We start from the raw sequence: 16595 nt of genomic DNA on the forward strand, positions 1-16595 counted from the left end.
TTAAACTGAATCCATCGCCCGCGTTTGCACGCCGGCGACTTGACTGGTGCTGCCGCGGGCGGGCAGCAGGATCTCAAAGGTGGTGCCCGTTTTACCGGAGCGGCAGGTGATCAGTCCCTGCATTTTCTTCACCAGGCTGTGGACGATGGACAGGCCCAGGCCGTGGTGCGCGCCTTCCTTGGTGCTGCGTACTGCGGAGAACAGATTGGCCAGCACCTCGGCCGACAAACCGGGGCCGGTGTCGCTGACCACCAGCTCCAGGTAAAGCTTGCGTTCGCGGTTGACGTGACCGCGATTCGATATTTCGATCTTGCCGCCGTCGGCCAATGCCTCGACGGCGTTCTTAATCAGGTTGACCAGGATCTGCTTGAGCATGTCGGCGTCGCCGTCGATTTCGGCCGGCTCCTCCTGCATGCGCACCACGATCTGCACCGAGGCCGGCACGAAGTCGGTGGCGCGGAACAGACGCAGCACGTCGTCGACCACGCGGCCCACATCGGTCACGCGCGAAGTCTCGGTCGGCTGCAGATCGGCCAGGCCGTTGATCAGTTGTCCGACGCGGTCGATTTCCTCGTTCAGGATGGACATCTCGCCCACCACCGGCTCGCGCTTGGCCAGCTTGCCGTCCAGGACCGACAGATAGTTCTTGATGATCGACAGCGGGTTGTTCACCTCGTGCACCACGCGGCGCGAGGCTTCACGGTATTCTTCGGCCACGTGGGCGATCTGGCGCTTGGTGTGACCGCGCTCGCTGATCGCCGTCTCCAGCGCGGACGCGGCCTGGGTGCCGAACGATTGCAGGAAGCGTTCGCGCTTCTGCAGGCCGGCCATCTGCCACGCCGGCGCGCCGCCGATCAACACGCCCAGGCAGCGCTGGTTGGCCACCAGCGGCAGGCACACCATGCCCTCGCTGCCGAGGATGCGGAACAGCTGTTCTTCGGCCACGCTGAGGGCCTGCGAATCGCGGCTGACGAAACTCAGCTTGCGCGCGCTCGCCGACTCGGCCACCACGCCGCCCTTGTTGAGCGGGATGACGAATTCGGCCAGCCGCTGTTGCTGGTCGCCGGTGGCGGTGCCGTGCAGCGCGTGGCCGGTCGGATTCTCCAGCAGCACGATGGCGTTTTCAAAATCGAACAGAATGCGCGCCGAGCGCGTCATCGCATCCAGCAGGCCGGCTTCGCCCTGCTGGCGCGCGAAGGTCTGGCCCATCTCGGACACCAGCACCATATTGCGCACTTCCTCGGACAGCCGCTGCTGCACCGGATCGACCACCGGCGGCGCATAGGCCGAAGGCGTCGGGATATCGTCGGCGCCGGCCAGGTCGATGCCCAGGTAGGCGGCCGACTTCTCCACCTGGCGGGCGGCGCTCTTGACGATCAGCTCCAGCGCCTCGCCATCCAGGCCGCACAGGTGGCCGGCTTCGGCGATGGCCTGTTCCTGGTCTTCGTGGAAGCACAGCAGGTGCGCCAGGCGCACCACGCGGATCAGCGGATGCGCCGACTCCACGCGCGAAATCGGCTCATGGTGATACAGCACGCTGTCGGCCAGGAAGGAGTCCAGGTGCCAGCGCTCGATCAGCCAGGCGCCCGCTTCCGAGTGGGTGATTTGCAGCGTGCGCTGTTCGACGGCGCACAGGTCTTCGTCGTCGCGCGCCATGAAGTTGAACGCGTATTCCTTGGGTGCGGTCGCCAGCAGGGCCAGGCGGCCGACGTTGTGCAGCAAGCCCGCCAGATAAGCCTCTTCGACGTGCGGGTACTCCATCTTCTTGGCGATGTCGCGGGCGATGACGGCGGTGGTCAGCGAGCCTTTCCAGAAGCCGCGCAGGTCGGTGCTGCTCGAATGCGGGAAGCTGTTAAAGGTCTGGAAGACGGATTCGCTGATGACCAGCGTCTTGATCATGTCGGTGCCCAGCGACACCAGCGACTGCTCCAGGCCGACCACGCGCGCGTTGCGGTGGTACGCCGAGCTGTTGGCGACGGTGAGGATCTTGCTGGTCATCGCCGCATCCTTGGCGATCAGGGCGGCCAGCTCCGGCATGCCGGCGTCGTCGGCCTGCAAGTGCTCAATCAACTTAATGAGTATCTGCGGCATCGCCGGCAGACGGGCAATCAGCAGGCGATTGCGAATATCATGGTCAGGTTGATGCATCGTATCAAGCGTTGTCTGGGCCAGGTGCGTTGTGCAAAAAACATCGGAAAAAATCACTACCAAAAAGTTATACTAACATAAAGTCTTGTAGTAACTTAACAGCAAGTAAGATTTCTTTCTAAACTAACTCAATTTCCTGCCGTAAATAATTATTGGCCCGGATGGCGTAGTAGCATGCTCCGGTAATAGCGCGACGTCAACCACAAAACGAGAGCAGAGGCACTAAATGCCATCTGTCCTGCGGCTAGCCAGAGCACCGAGTGTGATAGGAAGGGTGCAATCACCCCCGCCACGATGGCGCCCAGCAGCGTGGTGGCGAAAGATTGGCAGGATGCCACCGTTCCCCGGATATGCGGGAACAAGTCCAATGCCAGCAAGGTCGCCGCCGGCGCCACCACCGACATGCCGAAGGTGTAGAAGAACATCGGCGCCACCGACCAGGGCAGCGCGGGCGGCAGCAGCAGGTGGTAGCAAACGTTAAATATCGACGCCGCCAGCAGGAAACAAAAGCCAATACCAATCTGTCGCGAAAATGTCATCTTTCCGGCAATCCGGTTCGCCGCCAGCGCGCCGAGGAAAATCCCGCTCACCGACGGTATGAACAGCCAGCCGAACTGCGAGGCGCCCAGCCCCAGATGCTGCGGCAGGAACACCGGCGCCGACGAGATGTACAGGAACAGGCCGGCGAAATTGCAGGCCACCACGCCGGACTTCATGTGGAACAGCGGCGAGCGCAAAATCTCGGTGTAGTTACGCAGCAGGAAGTGCGGATTGAAGGGCTGGCGTTTTTCCTTCGGCAGCGTCTCCGGCAGGCGGCGGTAGCAGTAGATGAACAGCAGCACGCTGTAGGCCAGCAGTGCCAGGAAGATCGCCCGCCAGTCGAACAGCGTGACCACCCAGCCGCCCAGTATCGGCGCGATGGCCGGCGCGATCGAGAAGATCATCGTCACCATCGACAGCAGCCTTGCGGCGGCGGCGTCCTCGTACAGGTCGCGGATGATGGCCCGTCCCACCACCACGCCGGCGCCGGACGACACGCCCTGCAGGATGCGGAAAGCCCACAGGTAATGCACGCTGTGCGCGGCGGCGCAGCCCAGCGTGCCGATGGCGAACATCACCAGCGACACCAGCACCACGTTGCGGCGGCCGAAGGCGTCCGACAGCGCGCCGTGCCACAGCACCATGCAGGCGAAGGACAGCATGTAGAACGTCAGGCTTTGCTGCACCTCGATGGGCGTGGCGCCCAGCGTGGCCTGGATGTTGGGGAAGGCGGGAAGATAGGCGTCGATGGAGAAAGGCCCCAGCATCGACAAGGCCGCCAGCACGGCGGCCAGCGCGCCGGCGCTGAGGACTTTCATGTGCGACGGCGGCGGTTCCGGCACCTCCGCGACAGGATCGGGAGGCAGATTGGCGGGAGGTGTAGGGAACATGCGGTGCTTTCCGGCTGAGGGGTCGCACCGCGCCGCGCCGAAACGCGCGCGGCGCTTACTGCTTAAACTTCTTTAGGCTTGGCGGCTTCGCGGCGGTTGAAGCCCGCCACCATATCGAAGCGGAACAAGCGGCATTCCAGCGCGCCGTTGAAGAACGGCGTCTTGCGCGATTCCTTCAGGCGCAGCAGCTTGGGCAGGCCCAGGTCGGCCGTGAACAGGAACACCGTCCAGCCGGCGAAGCGCTGCTTCAAGGTGGTCGACAGCGCCGAGTAGAAGCTGGTCGCCAGTTCGTCTTCCGGCAGCGTGCTGTCGCCGCGCACGCCGATACGCTCGCCGTACGGAGGATTGGTCAGCAGGATGCCCGGCTGCTCGGTCGGCGCCTTCACTTCCTGCGCCTCGATCTGCTTGAGCGGCACGTCGAACATGATGCCGGCGCACTTCAGGTTATGGCGCGTCATCGCCACCATGTCGCCCGAAATATCGGAGCCGAAGATGGTCGGCGATTCCGGCAGCGGATTGGCCTTGATCGAATTCTTCATCTCGTTCCACGGCGCCGGATCGAAGTCGTTGAAGGCTTCGAAGGCAAAGCGGCGGCGCGCGCCCGGCGGAATGCCCTGCACCATCTGCGCCGCTTCGCACAGGATGGTGCCGGAACCGCACATCGGGTCGAACAGCGGCATGCCCGGCTTCCAGCCCGACACGCGCAGCAGGCCTGCGGCCAGGTTCTCGCGCAGCGGCGCGTCGCCGGTCTCTTCACGCCAGCCGCGCTTGAACAGCGCTTCGCCGGAGGTGTCGAGGTAGATGATGAACTGGCGCGCATCGAGGAAGCCGACGATGCGCATGTCCGGTTCCTTGGTGTTGACCGAAGGACGCTTGTCGAACTGGTCGCGGAAGCGGTCGCAGATCGCGTCCTTGATTTTCAGCGTGGTGAACTCCAGGCTTTTCAGCGGGGACTTCACGGCGGTGACGTCGACGCGGATCGTGTGGTCGTAGGTGAACCAGTCTTCCCACTGCTGCGCCAGCACCAGGTCGTAGATGTCGTTCTCGTTCTGGTAGCCGGTGACGGCCATGCGCATCAACACCCGCGACGCGATGCGCGAGTGCAGGTTGATGCGGTAGGAATCGAGCAGGTCGCCGGAGCAGTGCACGCCGCCCGGTACCTGGTTGTGCACCTTCATGGTGGTGCTCAGCAGGGCGATTTCGCCCAGTTCTTCGGCCAGCGCCGCTTCCATGCCGCGAGGGCATGGGCAAAAATAGGATGCCATAGGTGTACCTTTTGTCCGTTAAAAAAAACTTACTTCTGCATTGCTCTTTCCAGGAAGTCCAGGCGGTCCTGGCCCCAGAAACTTTCACCATCCAACACATACCACGGCGAGCCGAACACGCTGGCCGCCGTTGCGTCTTCCGTATTGCGGTCGTACTCGGCCTGCACGCTGGCCGTCTCCGCCGACTTGATCAGCGCCTTGCCATCGAGGCCGCAGCTGCCGGCGATCTGCACCAGCGTCTCTTCGTCGCCGATATTTTTATCTTCAGCCCACAGGCCGCGCATCACCGCGAACGCCAGCGCCAGCGACACATCCACGCCGTGCGTCAGGCGCGCGGCGATCACCATGCGGTTGGACAGCTCCGGCGAGACCGGGAAAAACTTCGGCTGCACATTGAGCGGAATACCGAGGAACTCCGACCAGCGCGTCAGCTCGACCAGGCGATAGGCCTGGCGCTGCGGCGCGCGCTTGGCCAGCGGCACGCCGCCGGACACGCCGAACACCTTGCCCAGGTCCACCGGGCGCACTTCCACCTGCACGCCGTGCTGACGCGCCATGGCGACAAAGCGCTCATGGCCCAGATACGTCCACGGCGAATGGGTGGCGAAAAAATACTGGCAGACTTTACTCATGACGCTCCGATCAGAAGGGTTTGACGACAACCAGCAGCACTATCGCCAGCACCATAAACACCGGCATTTCATTGAAGACGCGATACCACTTGTGGCTGCGGTTATTGACGCCCTTCTCGAATTTTTTCAGAATGCCGCCGCACGCGTGGTGATAGCCGATCACCAGCACCGCGAAGAACAGCTTTGCATGCAGCCAGTGCGGCAGCTCCGCGCCGTACTGCATCCAGGCCAGGGTCGCTCCGAACACCACCGCAAACACCGACAACCACATCGAGAACCGATACAGCTTGCGCGCCATGACCAGCAGGCGCGCGGTCGTGGCCTTGTCGGTTTCCATCGCCAGGTTGACGAAGATGCGCGGCAGGTAGAACACGCCCGACATCCAGGCAATCACGAAGAAAATGTGCAGTGCTTTAATCCAGAGCATACGTCCCCTTATTGACGAATTTCGCCGTGACCGAACACGACATACTTCAGCGAAGTCAAACCTTCCAGCCCCACCGGGCCGCGTGCATGCAGCTTGTCGTTGGAGATGCCGATCTCCGCGCCCAGGCCGTATTCGAAACCGTCGGCGAAGCGCGTCGACGCGTTAATCATCACCGACGCCGAATCGACTTCGCGCAGGAAGCGCATCGCATCCGTGTGGTCTTCGGTGATGATGGATTCCGTGTGCTTGGACGAGTAATGGTTGATGTGCTCCATCGCCTCATCGATGCCGGCGACGATCTTCACCGACAGGATCGCAGCCAGGTATTCGGTCGACCAGTCTTCCTCGGTGGCGGCCACCAGGTGCGGGTAGCCTGCCGCCGACAGAATCGCCAGCGCTTCGGGATCGGCGCGCAGCTCGACCTGCTTGGTCGCATACAGCTTGGCCAGTTCCGGCAGCACCACCGGCGCAATGGCGCGCGCGACGAGCAGCGTCTCCATGGTGTTGCAGGTGCCGTAGCGATGGCACTTGGCGTTGAAGCCGATGTCCAGCGCCTTCTTCAGATCGGCCTTGGCGTCGATGTAGACGTGGCAGATGCCGTCCAGGTGCTTAATCATCGGCACCGTCGCCTCTTCCATCAGGCGCGCGATCAGGCCCTTGCCACCACGCGGCACGATCACGTCCACGTACTGCGGCATGGTGATCAGCGCACCCACTGCGGCGCGGTCGGTGGTGTCGACCACTTGCACGCCGTCTTCAGGCAAGCCAGCGCCCAGCAGGCCTTCCTTGACCAATTTCGCCAGCGCGCGGTTGCAGTGGATCGCTTCCGAGCCGCCGCGCAGGATGGTGGCGTTGCCGCTCTTGATGCACAGCCCTGCCGCGTCCACCGTCACGTTGGGACGCGATTCGTAGATGATGCCGATCACGCCCAGCGGCACGCGCATCTGGCCGACCTGGATGCCGGTCGGGCGGAATTTCAGGCCGGTGATTTCACCGATCGGATCGGGCAGCGCGACGATCTGGCGCAGGCCTTCCACCATCGTCGCGATGGCCTGGTCGGACAGCGCCAGGCGGTCCAGCATGGCCGGGGCCAGGCCGTTCGCGGCCGCCGCGTCCATGTCGAGCTGATTGGCGGCGCGCAGCTGGGCGGCGTCGCGTTCGATCGCGTCGGCGATCAGCGTCAGCGCGCGGTTGCGGGTCGCGCTGTCGGCACGGGCCATGGCGCGCGATGCCTTGCGCGCCTGCTGGCCCAGTTGTTCCATGTAGTGCTTGATATCCATGTTCATCCCATTAGAACCCCGTCATTCCCGCGCAGGCGGGAATCCATAGAATGCTGGCGGGTACGCTCAGCATGGATTCCCGCTTTCGCGGGAATGACATTCGTCAGCCGCGTGCGACTTTCAAGGCTAACTGCAGCATCGAATCCCACGCGTCGCCCGCGTGCGCTTTGGCGCGCAAGCCCTTGATCATCTTGTCGACCTGCGCCGCGTCCTTCATCGCCGCTTCCAGTACCGGCAGCGAGATGCGGCGCAGCGCCGGCTCCATCATGCGTTCCTTCGGTCCCCAGATGCGATACTCCTTGAGCAGCGCACCCAGCGGACGGCCCTGCGCCATGCCCGCCTTCAGCTTGAGCAGCGTGCGGATCTCTTCCGACACGGCCCACAGCACCAGCGGCAGCGCTTCGCCCTCGCCTTTCAAGCCTTCCAGCATGCGCACCAGACGCGCCGGATCACCCGACAGCATCGCTTCACTGAGCTTGAACACGTCGTAACGCGCCACGTTCAGCACCGCATCGTGCACCTGCTCGTAGGTCAGCTTGCCCGGCTCGTGCAGCAAGGCCAACTTCTGTATCTCCTGATGGGCCGCAAGCAGATTGCCTTCAACGCGATCGGCGATGAAATCGATGCTCTGTCTATCCGCGCTTTGCCCTTGTGCGGCAAGGCGCTGGCCTATCCAATTGGGTAACTGCGCCCGTTCAATCTGGGCGATGTCGATATACACCGCCGCCTGCTGCAGACTGGCGACCCAGGCCGCCTTCTGCGTCTGCCAATCCAGCTTGGGCAGCGTAATCAGGGTCAGGTTGTCCGGACTCAGATCTTTCACATAATTCTGCAGCGCCGCGCCGCCATCCTTGCCGGGCTTACCGGTCGGGATGCGCAGCTCGATCAGCTTCTTGTCACCGAACAGCGACAGCGCCTGGTTAGACGCCAGCAGCTCGCCCCACTTGAAGCTGCGCTCCACGGTCAGCACGTCACGCTCGGAGTAGCCTTGCGCGCGCGCCGCCTTGCGGATCTTGTCGGCGGCTTCCAGCGCCAGCAGATGCTCGTCGCTGGTGATCACGTAAAGCTGGGACAGCGACTTCGTCAAATGGCCGTCCAGCGCTTCCAACCTTAATTGCATCGAGCGTCCTTACTGGCCGAGGGCCGGCGGCGGCGGCGGCAGCGATATCTGCTGCGGCTTGATCGCCGCGATACGGCGCATCATCTGCTGCACCAGATCGGTCTGCATATCCTTGTACAGCAGCGCTTCTTCCTGTTCCTTCGCCAGCAACTGGGTTTCGTTGAAGTCGATGGGACGGGTCAGCAGGATCTGCGTAGGCGCCAGCAGTTCCTTGCCCTGCTTGTCCAGCACGCGGAACACGATGTTGTACGACAGCAGATACTGTCGCACGCGGCCATTGCTGTTCAGCGACAGGATGGTCTTGGTGCGGGTTTTCTCAGGATTGGACAGCACCTCGATCACGCCGTCCGCATCCTTGGCCGCGCCGACGACGGTGGTGCCGCCGTTGGCGCGGATGTTGCGCTTCAAATCGATGGCCAATGGCGACGCTTCCGGCAGTCCGATGTACATCGACGGGAACGGCAGCGTGTAGTGGCCGCCGTCGCCGCGCAGATGGAAGCCGCAGGCCGACACGGTCAGCGCCACGGCCAGCACCGCGGCGCCCAACCGGCCGCGCCGGAACAACTCGGAAGTAGTCAGCATGTTTGAATCCAGTTAAACCACGATGTTGATCAATTTGCCCGGCACGACGATGATCTTCTTCGGCGTACCTTCGATGAACTTCTGCACCGCTTCGTTGGCCAGGGCCGCCGCTTCGATGCTCGCCTTGTCGGCGGTCTTGGCCACCACCACGCTGCCGCGCAGCTTGCCGTTCACCTGGATCATCATTTCGATCTCGGACTGCTCCAGCGCCGCAGGGTCGACTTGCGGCCACTGCACGTTGAGGATGTCGCCGTGCGCCTTGGCGTAGCCCAGTTCTTCCCACAGCACGTGGGTGACGTGCGGGGCGACTGGGTTCAGCAGGCGCAGGAAGATCGCGTAGCCTTCGGCGACCGACGCGGCATCCGCATCCTTGGCCGATTCCAGCGTGTTGAGCATCTTCATGCAGGCCGATACCACGGTGTTGTACTGGATGCGCTTGATGTCGTAGTCGGCCTGCTGCAGCACCTTGTGCAGTTCGCGGCGCAGGGCCTTGCCTGCATCGGTGGTGGCAACGGCGGTCAGCGGCGCGCCGGCGGCGGCGATGGCTTCACGCTGCGCGTAGCCGAAGGCCCACACGCGGCGCAGGAAGCGGTTGGCGCCTTCGACGCCGCTGCCCGACCATTCCAGCGTCTGTTCCGGCGGCGAGGCGAACATGGTGAACAGGCGCGCGGTGTCGGCGCCGTATTGTTCGATCTGCGCCGCAGGGTCGATGCCGTTGTTCTTCGACTTCGACATCTTCTCGGTGCCGCCGATGTTCACCGGCTGGCCGTCGGCCTTGGAGGTCGCGCCTTGCGGACGGCCTTTGTCGTCCAGCGTCAGGTCGACGTCGGCCGGGTTGAACCAGGTCTTCTTGCCGGCTGCGTCTTCGCGGTAGTAGGTCTCGTTGAGCACCATGCCTTGCGTGAGCAGGTTGGTGAACGGCTCGTCGAACTTGACCAGACCGAAGTCGCGCATGATCTTGGTCCAAAAGCGCGCGTACAGCAAGTGCATGACGGCGTGTTCGATGCCGCCGATGTACTGGTCCATCGGCATCCAGTAGTCATTGCGCTCGTCGACCATGGCCTTGTCGGCGCCCGGCGAGGTATAGCGCATGTAGTACCACGACGAATCGACGAAGGTGTCCATCGTATCGGTTTCGCGGCGCGCAGGCTTGCCGCACTGCGGGCAGTCGCACTTGAGGAAGGCTTCGTATTTGTTCAGCGGGTTGCCGGTACCATCGGGTACGCAGTCTTCCGGCAGCACGACCGGCAGATCTTTTTCCGGCACCGGCACCACGCCGCAATCGCCGCAGTGGATCATCGGGATAGGCGTGCCCCAGTAGCGCTGGCGCGAGATGCCCCAGTCGCGCAGGCGGAAGGTGATCTTCTTCTCGCCCAGGCCCTTGGCTTCCATGTCGGCGGCCACCGCGTCAACGGCGGCGGCGTAGGCCAGGCCGTCGTACTTGCCGGAGTTGGTGACGATGGAGACTTCCTTGTCGCCGTACCATTCCTGCCAGGCTTCGGTCGAGAACTCTTTACCCTCGGCCTTGATGACCTGCTTGATCGGCAGATTGTATTTTTTGGCGAAGGCGAAATCGCGCTCGTCGTGCGCAGGGACGCCCATGACGGCGCCGTCGCCGTAGGTAATCAGCACGTAGTTGCCGACCCAGACTTCGACCTGCTCGCCGGTCAGAGGATGGGTGACGAACAGGCCGGTCGGCATGCCCTTCTTCTCCATCGTCGCCATGTCGGCTTCGATCACGGAGCCCAGCTTGCACTCGGCGTTGAAGGCGGCCAGTGCTGGATTGGTCTGCGCGGCGTGGATGGCCAGCGGGTGCTCGGCGGCCACGGCGCAGAAGGTCACGCCCATGATGGTGTCCGGGCGGGTGGTGAAGACGTACATTTTGCCGTCCTGGATCAGGGAGCCGTCGGCGCCCTTGATCTGGTGCGGGAAGGCGAAGCGCACGCCGGTCGATTTGCCGATCCAGTTGGTCTGCATGGTGCGCACGCGCTCAGGCCAGCCTGGCAGCTTGTCGTCGACATAGGCCAGCAGCTCGTCGGCGTAGTCGGTGATGCGGGCGTAGTACATCGGGATTTCGCGCTTTTCGATCAGCGCGCCGGAACGCCAGCCGCGGCCGTCGACCACCTGCTCGTTGGCCAGCACGGTCTGGTCGATCGGATCCCAGTTCACGGTGCCGGTCTTTTTGTAGATGATGCCTTTTTCCAGCATCTTCAGGAACATCCACTGGTTCCACTTGTAGTATTCCGGCTTGCACGCGGTCATTTCGCGCGACCAGTCGATGGCCAGGCCCATGGACTCCATCTGCTCGCGCATGTGGGCGATGTTGGAGTAGGTCCATTGCGCAGGCGGCACGTTGTTGGCCATCGCCGCGTTTTCCGCCGGCATGCCGAACGCATCCCAGCCCATCGGCATCAGGACGTTGTAGCCGTTCATGCGCAGGTAGCGGTACATCACATCATTGATCGTATAGTTGCGGACGTGGCCCATGTGCAGCTTGCCCGATGGGTAAGGCAGCATCGAGCAGGCGTAATACTTCCCTTTCGGGAAACGCGGGTCGTGCTCGACGGCTTTGTAGGCGTCGATGGCTTTCCAGTGGGATTGAGCGGCTTTCTCTACGTCAGCGGGACTATATTTATCTTGCATGATGGTGTGCGGCCAATAAGTGAATATGAACCGGACATTATACCGTCTCATGCCCCTGCTGAGCGCGCCGGCTCCGGCGAGGGCCTAATCCGGCTTGTAACGATCGCTGGAGTTGGACCATTCCGGGCGTTTTTCGACCGGAATGTCGGCCTGGTCGAAGCTCTCCAGCTGTTTCAGCGACTTGGCGTCGTACAGGATTTCGCGGCCGGCGAAGTGGCTGCCGCCGCAGTCGATGGCGATGCGGCTGCCTTTTTTCCAGTACCAGAACTCGCGGATGAAGGGGGCGCACTTGATGGCGCGGGTCTTGCCGTCGCGGTAGATGCGCAGCTCGCTGGAGCCCCACACGCTTTCGCCCTGCCCCGGCGGCTCGCCCATGTACAGCCAGGCGGCGCTTTCGCCATCCGGCGACAGCTGCGGCTCGGCGGCCTTGCCGTCGTTGGCGATACTGAGCGCCTTGCCGCCCGCCGTCACCAGGCGGATGTTGCCGGCTGCGTCCAGCGCGACGTCCTTCAGCGCCGCAGCCTGCGCGTGCAGGCTCAGGGCCAGTGCCGAAACGGCGATCAGCTTGTTCATGGCGACTCCCGTTGCAGAATTGTTATGGTTACCAGCATAGCGGAAGCGGCGCGAACGGGGCGCATGGCATACTGTGCGGATGTATTACCGCGAATATCCTCCCCACCCGGCGCTGGCCGCGCATGTCGAGTGCATGTGGGCGGCGTGCGCGCCTGGTGGTGCTCATACGCATCGGGTGTTGCCCGATAATTGCGTCGATATTCTCTGGCAGGACGGCGGCCAGCCTGGTTTCGCGGTCGGCATGATGAGCAGTGCGATCCTGGTGGCCGGCCATGGGCCGCTGCGGACGGTGGCGGTGCGCTTCAAGCCAGGTGCGGCAGGCGCCTTCCTGGCCGTGCCGCTGCACGCGTTGACCGACCAGCGGGCCGACATCGACCAGCTGTGGGGCCGCAGCGACGCCGAGCGGCTGGCCGATGCGCTGTGGACCTGCGAACTGTCCGACCGCGAGCGGATCGCCGTCATCGAACATCAACTGCTGCAGCGGCTGCGCGCCGCGGGCGGCGGCACAAAGCCGGGCGATGCGGGCGATCTGCTGATCCGCCGCGCGCTGGCCGCGCTGGAGGCCAGCGGTGGCGCCTTGCGCATCGAGGACCTGGCGGCGCAGCTGGGCGTATCGCGCCAGCACATGGCGGCGCTGTTCCGTACGCGGGTCGGGCTGTCGCCCAAGCTGTATGCGCGCATCTGCCGTTTCCGCCTGGCCGCCGCCGCGCTCAAGGCCACGCCGGCGCCGGACTGGGCGCAACTGGCGCTGGACTGCGGCTATTTCGACCAGTCGCACCTGATCCACGATTTCCAGGAATTCGCCGGCAGCGCGCCGGAGCGTTTCCTGCTGGCGGCCTAGCTTCCATTTTTACAATCGCAAACGCCGCCCTTGTGCCAAGATGATGTTTTCAACCTTTCAGTGGAGACAAGCATGATCAAGGGATTACGCACCGTGGCCTATCCGGTCACCGACCTGGCCGGCGCCAAGGCCTGGTACAGCAAGGTATTCGACACCGCCCCCTACTTCGACCAGCCGTTCTACGTTGGCTTCAACATCGGCGGCTTTGAGCTGGGCCTGATCCCGGACGGCAAGCCGGGCCAGACCGGCAGCATGGTCTACTGGGGCGTGGACGATATCGCCGCCGAAGTGGAGCGCATCGTCGCCCTCGGCGCCACCGTGCACGGCGCCATCCAGGACGTCGGCGAGAACATCAAGACGGTTGAACTGGCCGACCCGTTCGGCAATCTGCTTTGCCTGATCGACAACCCGCACTTCGACCTGAAGGCGGTGCGTTAAAGATCGCGGCACGCATTTGTGGCAGAATACGCGGCTTAAAAAATGAAAGAGGTCGTCCCATGTCCCGCCGTAACGCCAATCTGATCAAGTCGCCCGAGCAAATCGTCCTGGCGCGCGTCGCCGCCCAGCTGGCGGCCGATGTACTGACGATGATCGCGCCGCACGTCAAGGCGGGCGTCAGCACGGCCCACCTCGACCAGCTGTGCAACGACTACATCGTCAACGTGCAGCAGGCGATACCGGCCAACGTGGGCTACGGCGGCTTCCCGGCCACCGTGTGCAGCTCGGTCAACCATGTGGTCTGCCACGGCATTCCGGCGGCCGACCACATCCTCAAGGATGGCGACATCATCAACATCGACGTCGCCGTCATCAAGGATGGCTGGCATGGCGACACCAGCCGCATGTACTACGTCGGCGAGCCGTCGAAAGCCACGCGCAAGCTGGTCGAGACCACCTATTCGGCGATGTGGGCCGGCATCCGCGCGGTCAAGCCGCGCGCGACGCTGGGCGATGTCGGCTTCGCGATCCAGACCATCGCCGAGAAGGCCGGCTACAGCGTGGTGCTCGACTACTGCGGCCACGGCATCGGCATGGTCTATCACGAAGAGCCGCAGGTGACGCACTACGGCCGTCCGGGCCAGGGCGTGGTGCTCAAGCCGGGCATGCTGTTCACGATCGAGCCAATGATTAACGCCGGCAAGGCGGCGACCAAGGAATTGAGCGACGGCTGGACCGTCGAGACGCGCGACAAATCGCTGTCGGCGCAATGGGAGCACATGGTGCTGGTGACGGAAACCGGCTTCGAGGTGCTGACGCTGGCCCCGGGCGAAACCGGCGCCAAGGCGCTGATCCCGAACGCCGTGCCGGCCGGCGCCGCGCCTAGCGCAGCGTAAGTTTCAGGGCCGGCTTCTCGCCGTAGTCTTCGTAGCGTTCGTTGATGCCGGCCACGCAGTACGTCACTTCCTCCAGAATATCGGGGACCGCGGCCTTCATGGCCGCCGCGTCCTTGATGACGATTTCCAATACCTCGTTCGGCTTCAGGCGGAACTTGCTCATGCCGTCTTCATCGCGCAGATAGCTCAGGCAATCGACCCAGGCGTCCATGGTGTTGCCGTAGCTGTCGGGGAAACCCAGCGCGGCCTTGCAGGCGGCGTGGAAGCTGTCGAAGCCGGTGATTTCCGCGCCGTTCAATTCTGCGGTTGCCATTATTTTTTCTCTTTCTTGGGATCGGTGACGAAGCCCAATTTCGTTAATCCATTCGACTGCGCGGCCGCCATCACCTGCGCCACCACTTCGTAGCGGGTGTCCTTGTCGGCGCGCAGTTGCAGTTCCGGCTGCGGCTCCAGCTTGGCCGCTTCGACCAGGCGCGCTTCCAGCACGCTCTGCTCGACCGGGTCGTTGTTCCAGAATATTTTGCCGGCGCCGTCGATAGACAGCGTCACCGTGGCCGGCTGCTGCGGGTTCGCCTGCGCCTGCGCCTTCGGCAAATCCAGCTTGACCGAATTGGTGAACATCGGCGCGCTGAGGATGAAGATCACCAGCAGCACCAGCATCACGTCCACCATCGGCGTGACGTTGATGTCGGCCATCGGCCCCGGATTGCGGTGGTGGTTGAATGCGCCAAAGCTCATGCTTGCTCCTAAAACGGTGGGGTCAAGTCTGACATTTGGACACGAGCTCTGCCGTAGCGGCCGCTACGGCAGAGCTCGTGTCCAAATGTCAGACTTGCCCCCCACCCGCACGCTCGCCCGTGGTCAGGTAGGCGTGCAGGTCGTGCGCGAAGGCGTCCAGTTCGGCCAGGGTCAGCCGGTTGACGCGGTTGAATCCGTTATACGCCAGTACGGCGGGAATCGCCACCGTCAGGCCGATGGCGGTCATGATCAGCGCTTCGCCCACCGGGCCGGCCACTTTGTCGATCTGCACCGTGCCGTTGGCCGACACATTGGCCAGCGCATGGTAGATGCCCCACACGGTGCCCAGCAGGCCGACAAACGGCGCGGTGGCGCCGATCGACGCCAGCAGCGTCAAGCCGCCTTCGAGGCGGTTGGTGGAAGCCTGGATCGCCACGCGCAGCACGCGCGTCACCTGGGCCGCGTGGCCCATGGCGCCGCCCAGCGACGGGCGGCCGGCGGCTTGCAATTGCGCGGCGCCCTGCTGCGCCAGCGGCAGGAAGACTTGCTCGGGGTCGGCCAGCGTCAGCGCGGCGACGCCGTCCTGCATCGACGGCGCTTCCCAGAACGCCTGCACGGCCGGCGCGCTGCGGCGAATGCGCCACGCGGCATACGCCTTGGACAGGATGAAGAACCAGCTCACCAGCGACATCGCCAGCAGCACCAGCGCCACGATGTGGCTGATGGTGTCGCCCTGCTCCCAGTAGCTCGCGAGGGTGAAGTGGTTGGGCGTCATCAGTTCAGCGCCAGCACGTCGTTCATGTCGTACAGGCCGGTCGCCTTGTCGGCCAGGAAGCGGCAGGCGCGCAGCGAGCCGTGGGCGTAGGTCACGCGGCTGCTGGACTTGTGGCTGATCTCGATGCGCTCGCCGGTGCCGGCGAACAGCACGGTGTGGTCGCCGACGATGTCGCCGCCACGGATGGTGGCGAAGCCGATCGACGACGGGTCGCGCTCGCCGGTCACGCCTTCGCGGGCGTAGACGGCGCAATCCTTCAAATCGCGGCCCAGCGCGTCGGCCAGCACTTCGCCCATCTTCAGCGCGGTGCCGGACGGGGCGTCGACCTTGTGGCGGTGGTGGGCTTCGATCACTTCGATGTCGTAGCCGGTCGACAGCGCCTTGGCCGCCTGTTGCAGCAGCTTGAGCGTGACGTTGACGCCGACGCTGAAGTTGGGCGAGAACACGATGGCGGTTTTCTTGGCCGCTTCGGCGATGGCCGCCTTGCCCGCTTCATCGAAGCCGGTGGTGCCGATAATCATCTTGATGCCGTGCTCGGCGCAATAGGCCAGGTGCTCCAGCGTGCCTTCGGGACGGGTGAAGTCGATCAGGAACTGGGCGCCGGCCAGGCCCTTGGCCAGTTCCGCTTCGACCGGCACGCCGGCCGGCTTGCCGAGGAAGGCGGCGGCGTCGCTGCCGATGTTGGCCGAGCCCGCGCGGTCCAGCGCGCCGGACAGGCGCGCGTCCGGCGCGTCCTGCACCGCTTCGATCAGGATGCGGCCCATGCGGCCGCCGGCGCCGGCGATGGCGATGTTCAGGTCTGTCATG

17 protein-coding genes are annotated in these 16595 nt (G+C 63.9%); 3 read left to right on the plus strand and 14 right to left on the minus strand.

The window, feature by feature from the left end:
• The 10 genes from GEV02_RS24140 to GEV02_RS24185 all read right to left on the minus strand — a co-directional run bounded on the left by GEV02_RS24140 (position 1) and on the right by GEV02_RS24185 (position 12100).
• On the minus strand, positions 1-2148 hold the full coding sequence (locus GEV02_RS24140; RefSeq protein WP_235922912.1) for an HDOD domain-containing protein: 2148 nt from the start codon (positions 2146-2148) through the stop codon (positions 1-3).
• A 149-nt stretch (positions 2149-2297) separates the two neighbouring features.
• On the minus strand, positions 2298-3578 hold the full coding sequence (locus tag GEV02_RS24145; protein WP_174999318.1) for a multidrug effflux MFS transporter: 1281 nt from the start codon (positions 3576-3578) through the stop codon (positions 2298-2300).
• 62 nt (positions 3579-3640) lie between these two features.
• Positions 3641-4843, minus strand: coding sequence for a THUMP domain-containing class I SAM-dependent RNA methyltransferase (locus tag GEV02_RS24150; protein ID WP_373994841.1), 1203 nt, complete (start codon positions 4841-4843; stop codon positions 3641-3643).
• Between the two features lie 29 nt (positions 4844-4872).
• Positions 4873-5475, minus strand: coding sequence for a 2-hydroxychromene-2-carboxylate isomerase (locus GEV02_RS24155; protein ID WP_152840506.1), 603 nt, complete (start codon positions 5473-5475; stop codon positions 4873-4875).
• A gap of 10 nt (positions 5476-5485) precedes the next feature.
• Positions 5486-5902, minus strand: a complete 417-nt coding sequence (locus tag GEV02_RS24160; RefSeq protein ID WP_152840507.1) for a CopD family protein — start codon at positions 5900-5902, stop codon at positions 5486-5488.
• 8 nt (positions 5903-5910) lie between these two features.
• A complete protein-coding gene (locus tag GEV02_RS24165; protein ID WP_152840508.1) occupies positions 5911-7182 on the minus strand; it encodes a glutamate-5-semialdehyde dehydrogenase in 1272 nt (423 codons plus the stop codon).
• 103 nt (positions 7183-7285) lie between these two features.
• Positions 7286-8302: a DNA polymerase III subunit delta gene (holA, locus tag GEV02_RS24170; RefSeq protein ID WP_008452809.1), complete on the minus strand. Its 1017-nt coding sequence runs from the start codon at positions 8300-8302 to the stop codon at positions 7286-7288.
• 9 nt (positions 8303-8311) lie between these two features.
• The gene (locus GEV02_RS24175; RefSeq protein WP_152840509.1) at positions 8312-8884 is read right to left on the minus strand and encodes an LPS-assembly lipoprotein LptE; all 573 of its coding nucleotides are present in this window, start codon (positions 8882-8884) and stop codon (positions 8312-8314) included.
• Positions 8885-8896: 12 nt separating this feature from the next.
• Positions 8897-11527 (minus strand): leucine--tRNA ligase, encoded by a 2631-nt coding sequence (gene leuS / locus GEV02_RS24180; RefSeq protein ID WP_152840510.1) that lies wholly within the window; start codon positions 11525-11527, stop codon positions 8897-8899.
• A gap of 84 nt (positions 11528-11611) precedes the next feature.
• Positions 11612-12100, minus strand: a complete 489-nt coding sequence (locus tag GEV02_RS24185; protein ID WP_152840511.1) for a hypothetical protein — start codon at positions 12098-12100, stop codon at positions 11612-11614.
• Between the two features lie 79 nt (positions 12101-12179).
• Here GEV02_RS24185 and GEV02_RS24190 point away from each other — a divergent pair, with 79 nt between their 5' ends.
• The 3 genes from GEV02_RS24190 (at position 12180) to map (ending at position 14275) form a co-directional block, all read left to right on the plus strand.
• Positions 12180-12941, plus strand: coding sequence for a DUF6597 domain-containing transcriptional factor (locus GEV02_RS24190; protein ID WP_152840512.1), 762 nt, complete (start codon positions 12180-12182; stop codon positions 12939-12941).
• Positions 12942-13013: 72 nt separating this feature from the next.
• Positions 13014-13379: a VOC family protein gene (locus tag GEV02_RS24195; RefSeq protein ID WP_152840513.1), complete on the plus strand. Its 366-nt coding sequence runs from the start codon at positions 13014-13016 to the stop codon at positions 13377-13379.
• 59 nt (positions 13380-13438) lie between these two features.
• On the plus strand, positions 13439-14275 hold the full coding sequence (gene map, locus GEV02_RS24200; protein WP_152808545.1) for a type I methionyl aminopeptidase: 837 nt from the start codon (positions 13439-13441) through the stop codon (positions 14273-14275).
• On the opposite strand, the gene GEV02_RS24205 is transcribed toward map, so the two are convergent.
• The 4 genes from GEV02_RS24205 to dapB all read right to left on the minus strand — a co-directional run bounded on the left by GEV02_RS24205 (position 14262) and on the right by dapB (position 16594).
• Positions 14262-14588, minus strand: coding sequence for a barstar family protein (locus GEV02_RS24205; RefSeq protein WP_152840514.1), 327 nt, complete (start codon positions 14586-14588; stop codon positions 14262-14264). The two genes, map and GEV02_RS24205, sit on opposite strands and share 14 nt — an antisense overlap.
• A complete protein-coding gene (locus tag GEV02_RS24210; protein ID WP_152808543.1) occupies positions 14588-15013 on the minus strand; it encodes an ExbD/TolR family protein in 426 nt (141 codons plus the stop codon). The genes GEV02_RS24205 and GEV02_RS24210 overlap by 1 nt, the downstream gene beginning before the upstream one ends.
• An 88-nt stretch (positions 15014-15101) precedes the next feature.
• Positions 15102-15788: a MotA/TolQ/ExbB proton channel family protein gene (locus GEV02_RS24215; protein ID WP_152840515.1), complete on the minus strand. Its 687-nt coding sequence runs from the start codon at positions 15786-15788 to the stop codon at positions 15102-15104.
• Positions 15788-16594, minus strand: a complete 807-nt coding sequence (dapB, locus tag GEV02_RS24220) for a 4-hydroxy-tetrahydrodipicolinate reductase (protein ID WP_152808539.1) — start codon at positions 16592-16594, stop codon at positions 15788-15790. Before dapB ends, GEV02_RS24215 begins: the two co-directional genes overlap by 1 nt.
• Position 16595 lies beyond the last annotated feature (1 nt).

Origin of the sequence: Rugamonas aquatica (assembly GCF_009380215.1) — a bacterium.
Classification (GTDB): domain Bacteria; phylum Pseudomonadota; class Gammaproteobacteria; order Burkholderiales; family Burkholderiaceae_D; genus Rugamonas; species Rugamonas aquatica_B.

Bases quoted from the DNA above. Each gene is read 5' to 3' on its own strand.
- GEV02_RS24190 (WP_152840512.1), top strand. From the start codon at position 12,180: ATGTATTACCGCGAATATCCTCCCCACCCGGCGCTGGCCGCGCATGTC.
- GEV02_RS24175 (WP_152840509.1), bottom strand. From the start codon at position 8,884: ATGCTGACTACTTCCGAGTTGTTCCGGCGCGGCCGGTTGGGCGCCGCG.
- map (WP_152808545.1), top strand. From the start codon at position 13,439: ATGTCCCGCCGTAACGCCAATCTGATCAAGTCGCCCGAGCAAATCGTC.
- GEV02_RS24210 (WP_152808543.1), bottom strand. From the start codon at position 15,013: ATGAGCTTTGGCGCATTCAACCACCACCGCAATCCGGGGCCGATGGCC.
- GEV02_RS24155 (WP_152840506.1), bottom strand. From the start codon at position 5,475: ATGAGTAAAGTCTGCCAGTATTTTTTCGCCACCCATTCGCCGTGGACG.
- leuS (WP_152840510.1), bottom strand. From the start codon at position 11,527: ATGCAAGATAAATATAGTCCCGCTGACGTAGAGAAAGCCGCTCAATCC.
- GEV02_RS24140 (WP_235922912.1), bottom strand. From the start codon at position 2,148: ATGCATCAACCTGACCATGATATTCGCAATCGCCTGCTGATTGCCCGT.
- GEV02_RS24205 (WP_152840514.1), bottom strand. From the start codon at position 14,588: ATGGCAACCGCAGAATTGAACGGCGCGGAAATCACCGGCTTCGACAGC.
- GEV02_RS24165 (WP_152840508.1), bottom strand. From the start codon at position 7,182: ATGGATATCAAGCACTACATGGAACAACTGGGCCAGCAGGCGCGCAAG.
- GEV02_RS24160 (WP_152840507.1), bottom strand. From the start codon at position 5,902: ATGCTCTGGATTAAAGCACTGCACATTTTCTTCGTGATTGCCTGGATG.
- GEV02_RS24185 (WP_152840511.1), bottom strand. From the start codon at position 12,100: ATGAACAAGCTGATCGCCGTTTCGGCACTGGCCCTGAGCCTGCACGCG.
- holA (WP_008452809.1), bottom strand. From the start codon at position 8,302: ATGCAATTAAGGTTGGAAGCGCTGGACGGCCATTTGACGAAGTCGCTG.
- GEV02_RS24145 (WP_174999318.1), bottom strand. From the start codon at position 3,578: ATGTTCCCTACACCTCCCGCCAATCTGCCTCCCGATCCTGTCGCGGAG.
- GEV02_RS24150 (WP_373994841.1), bottom strand. From the start codon at position 4,843: ATGGCATCCTATTTTTGCCCATGCCCTCGCGGCATGGAAGCGGCGCTG.
- GEV02_RS24215 (WP_152840515.1), bottom strand. From the start codon at position 15,788: ATGACGCCCAACCACTTCACCCTCGCGAGCTACTGGGAGCAGGGCGAC.
- dapB (WP_152808539.1), bottom strand. From the start codon at position 16,594: ATGACAGACCTGAACATCGCCATCGCCGGCGCCGGCGGCCGCATGGGC.
- GEV02_RS24195 (WP_152840513.1), top strand. From the start codon at position 13,014: ATGATCAAGGGATTACGCACCGTGGCCTATCCGGTCACCGACCTGGCC.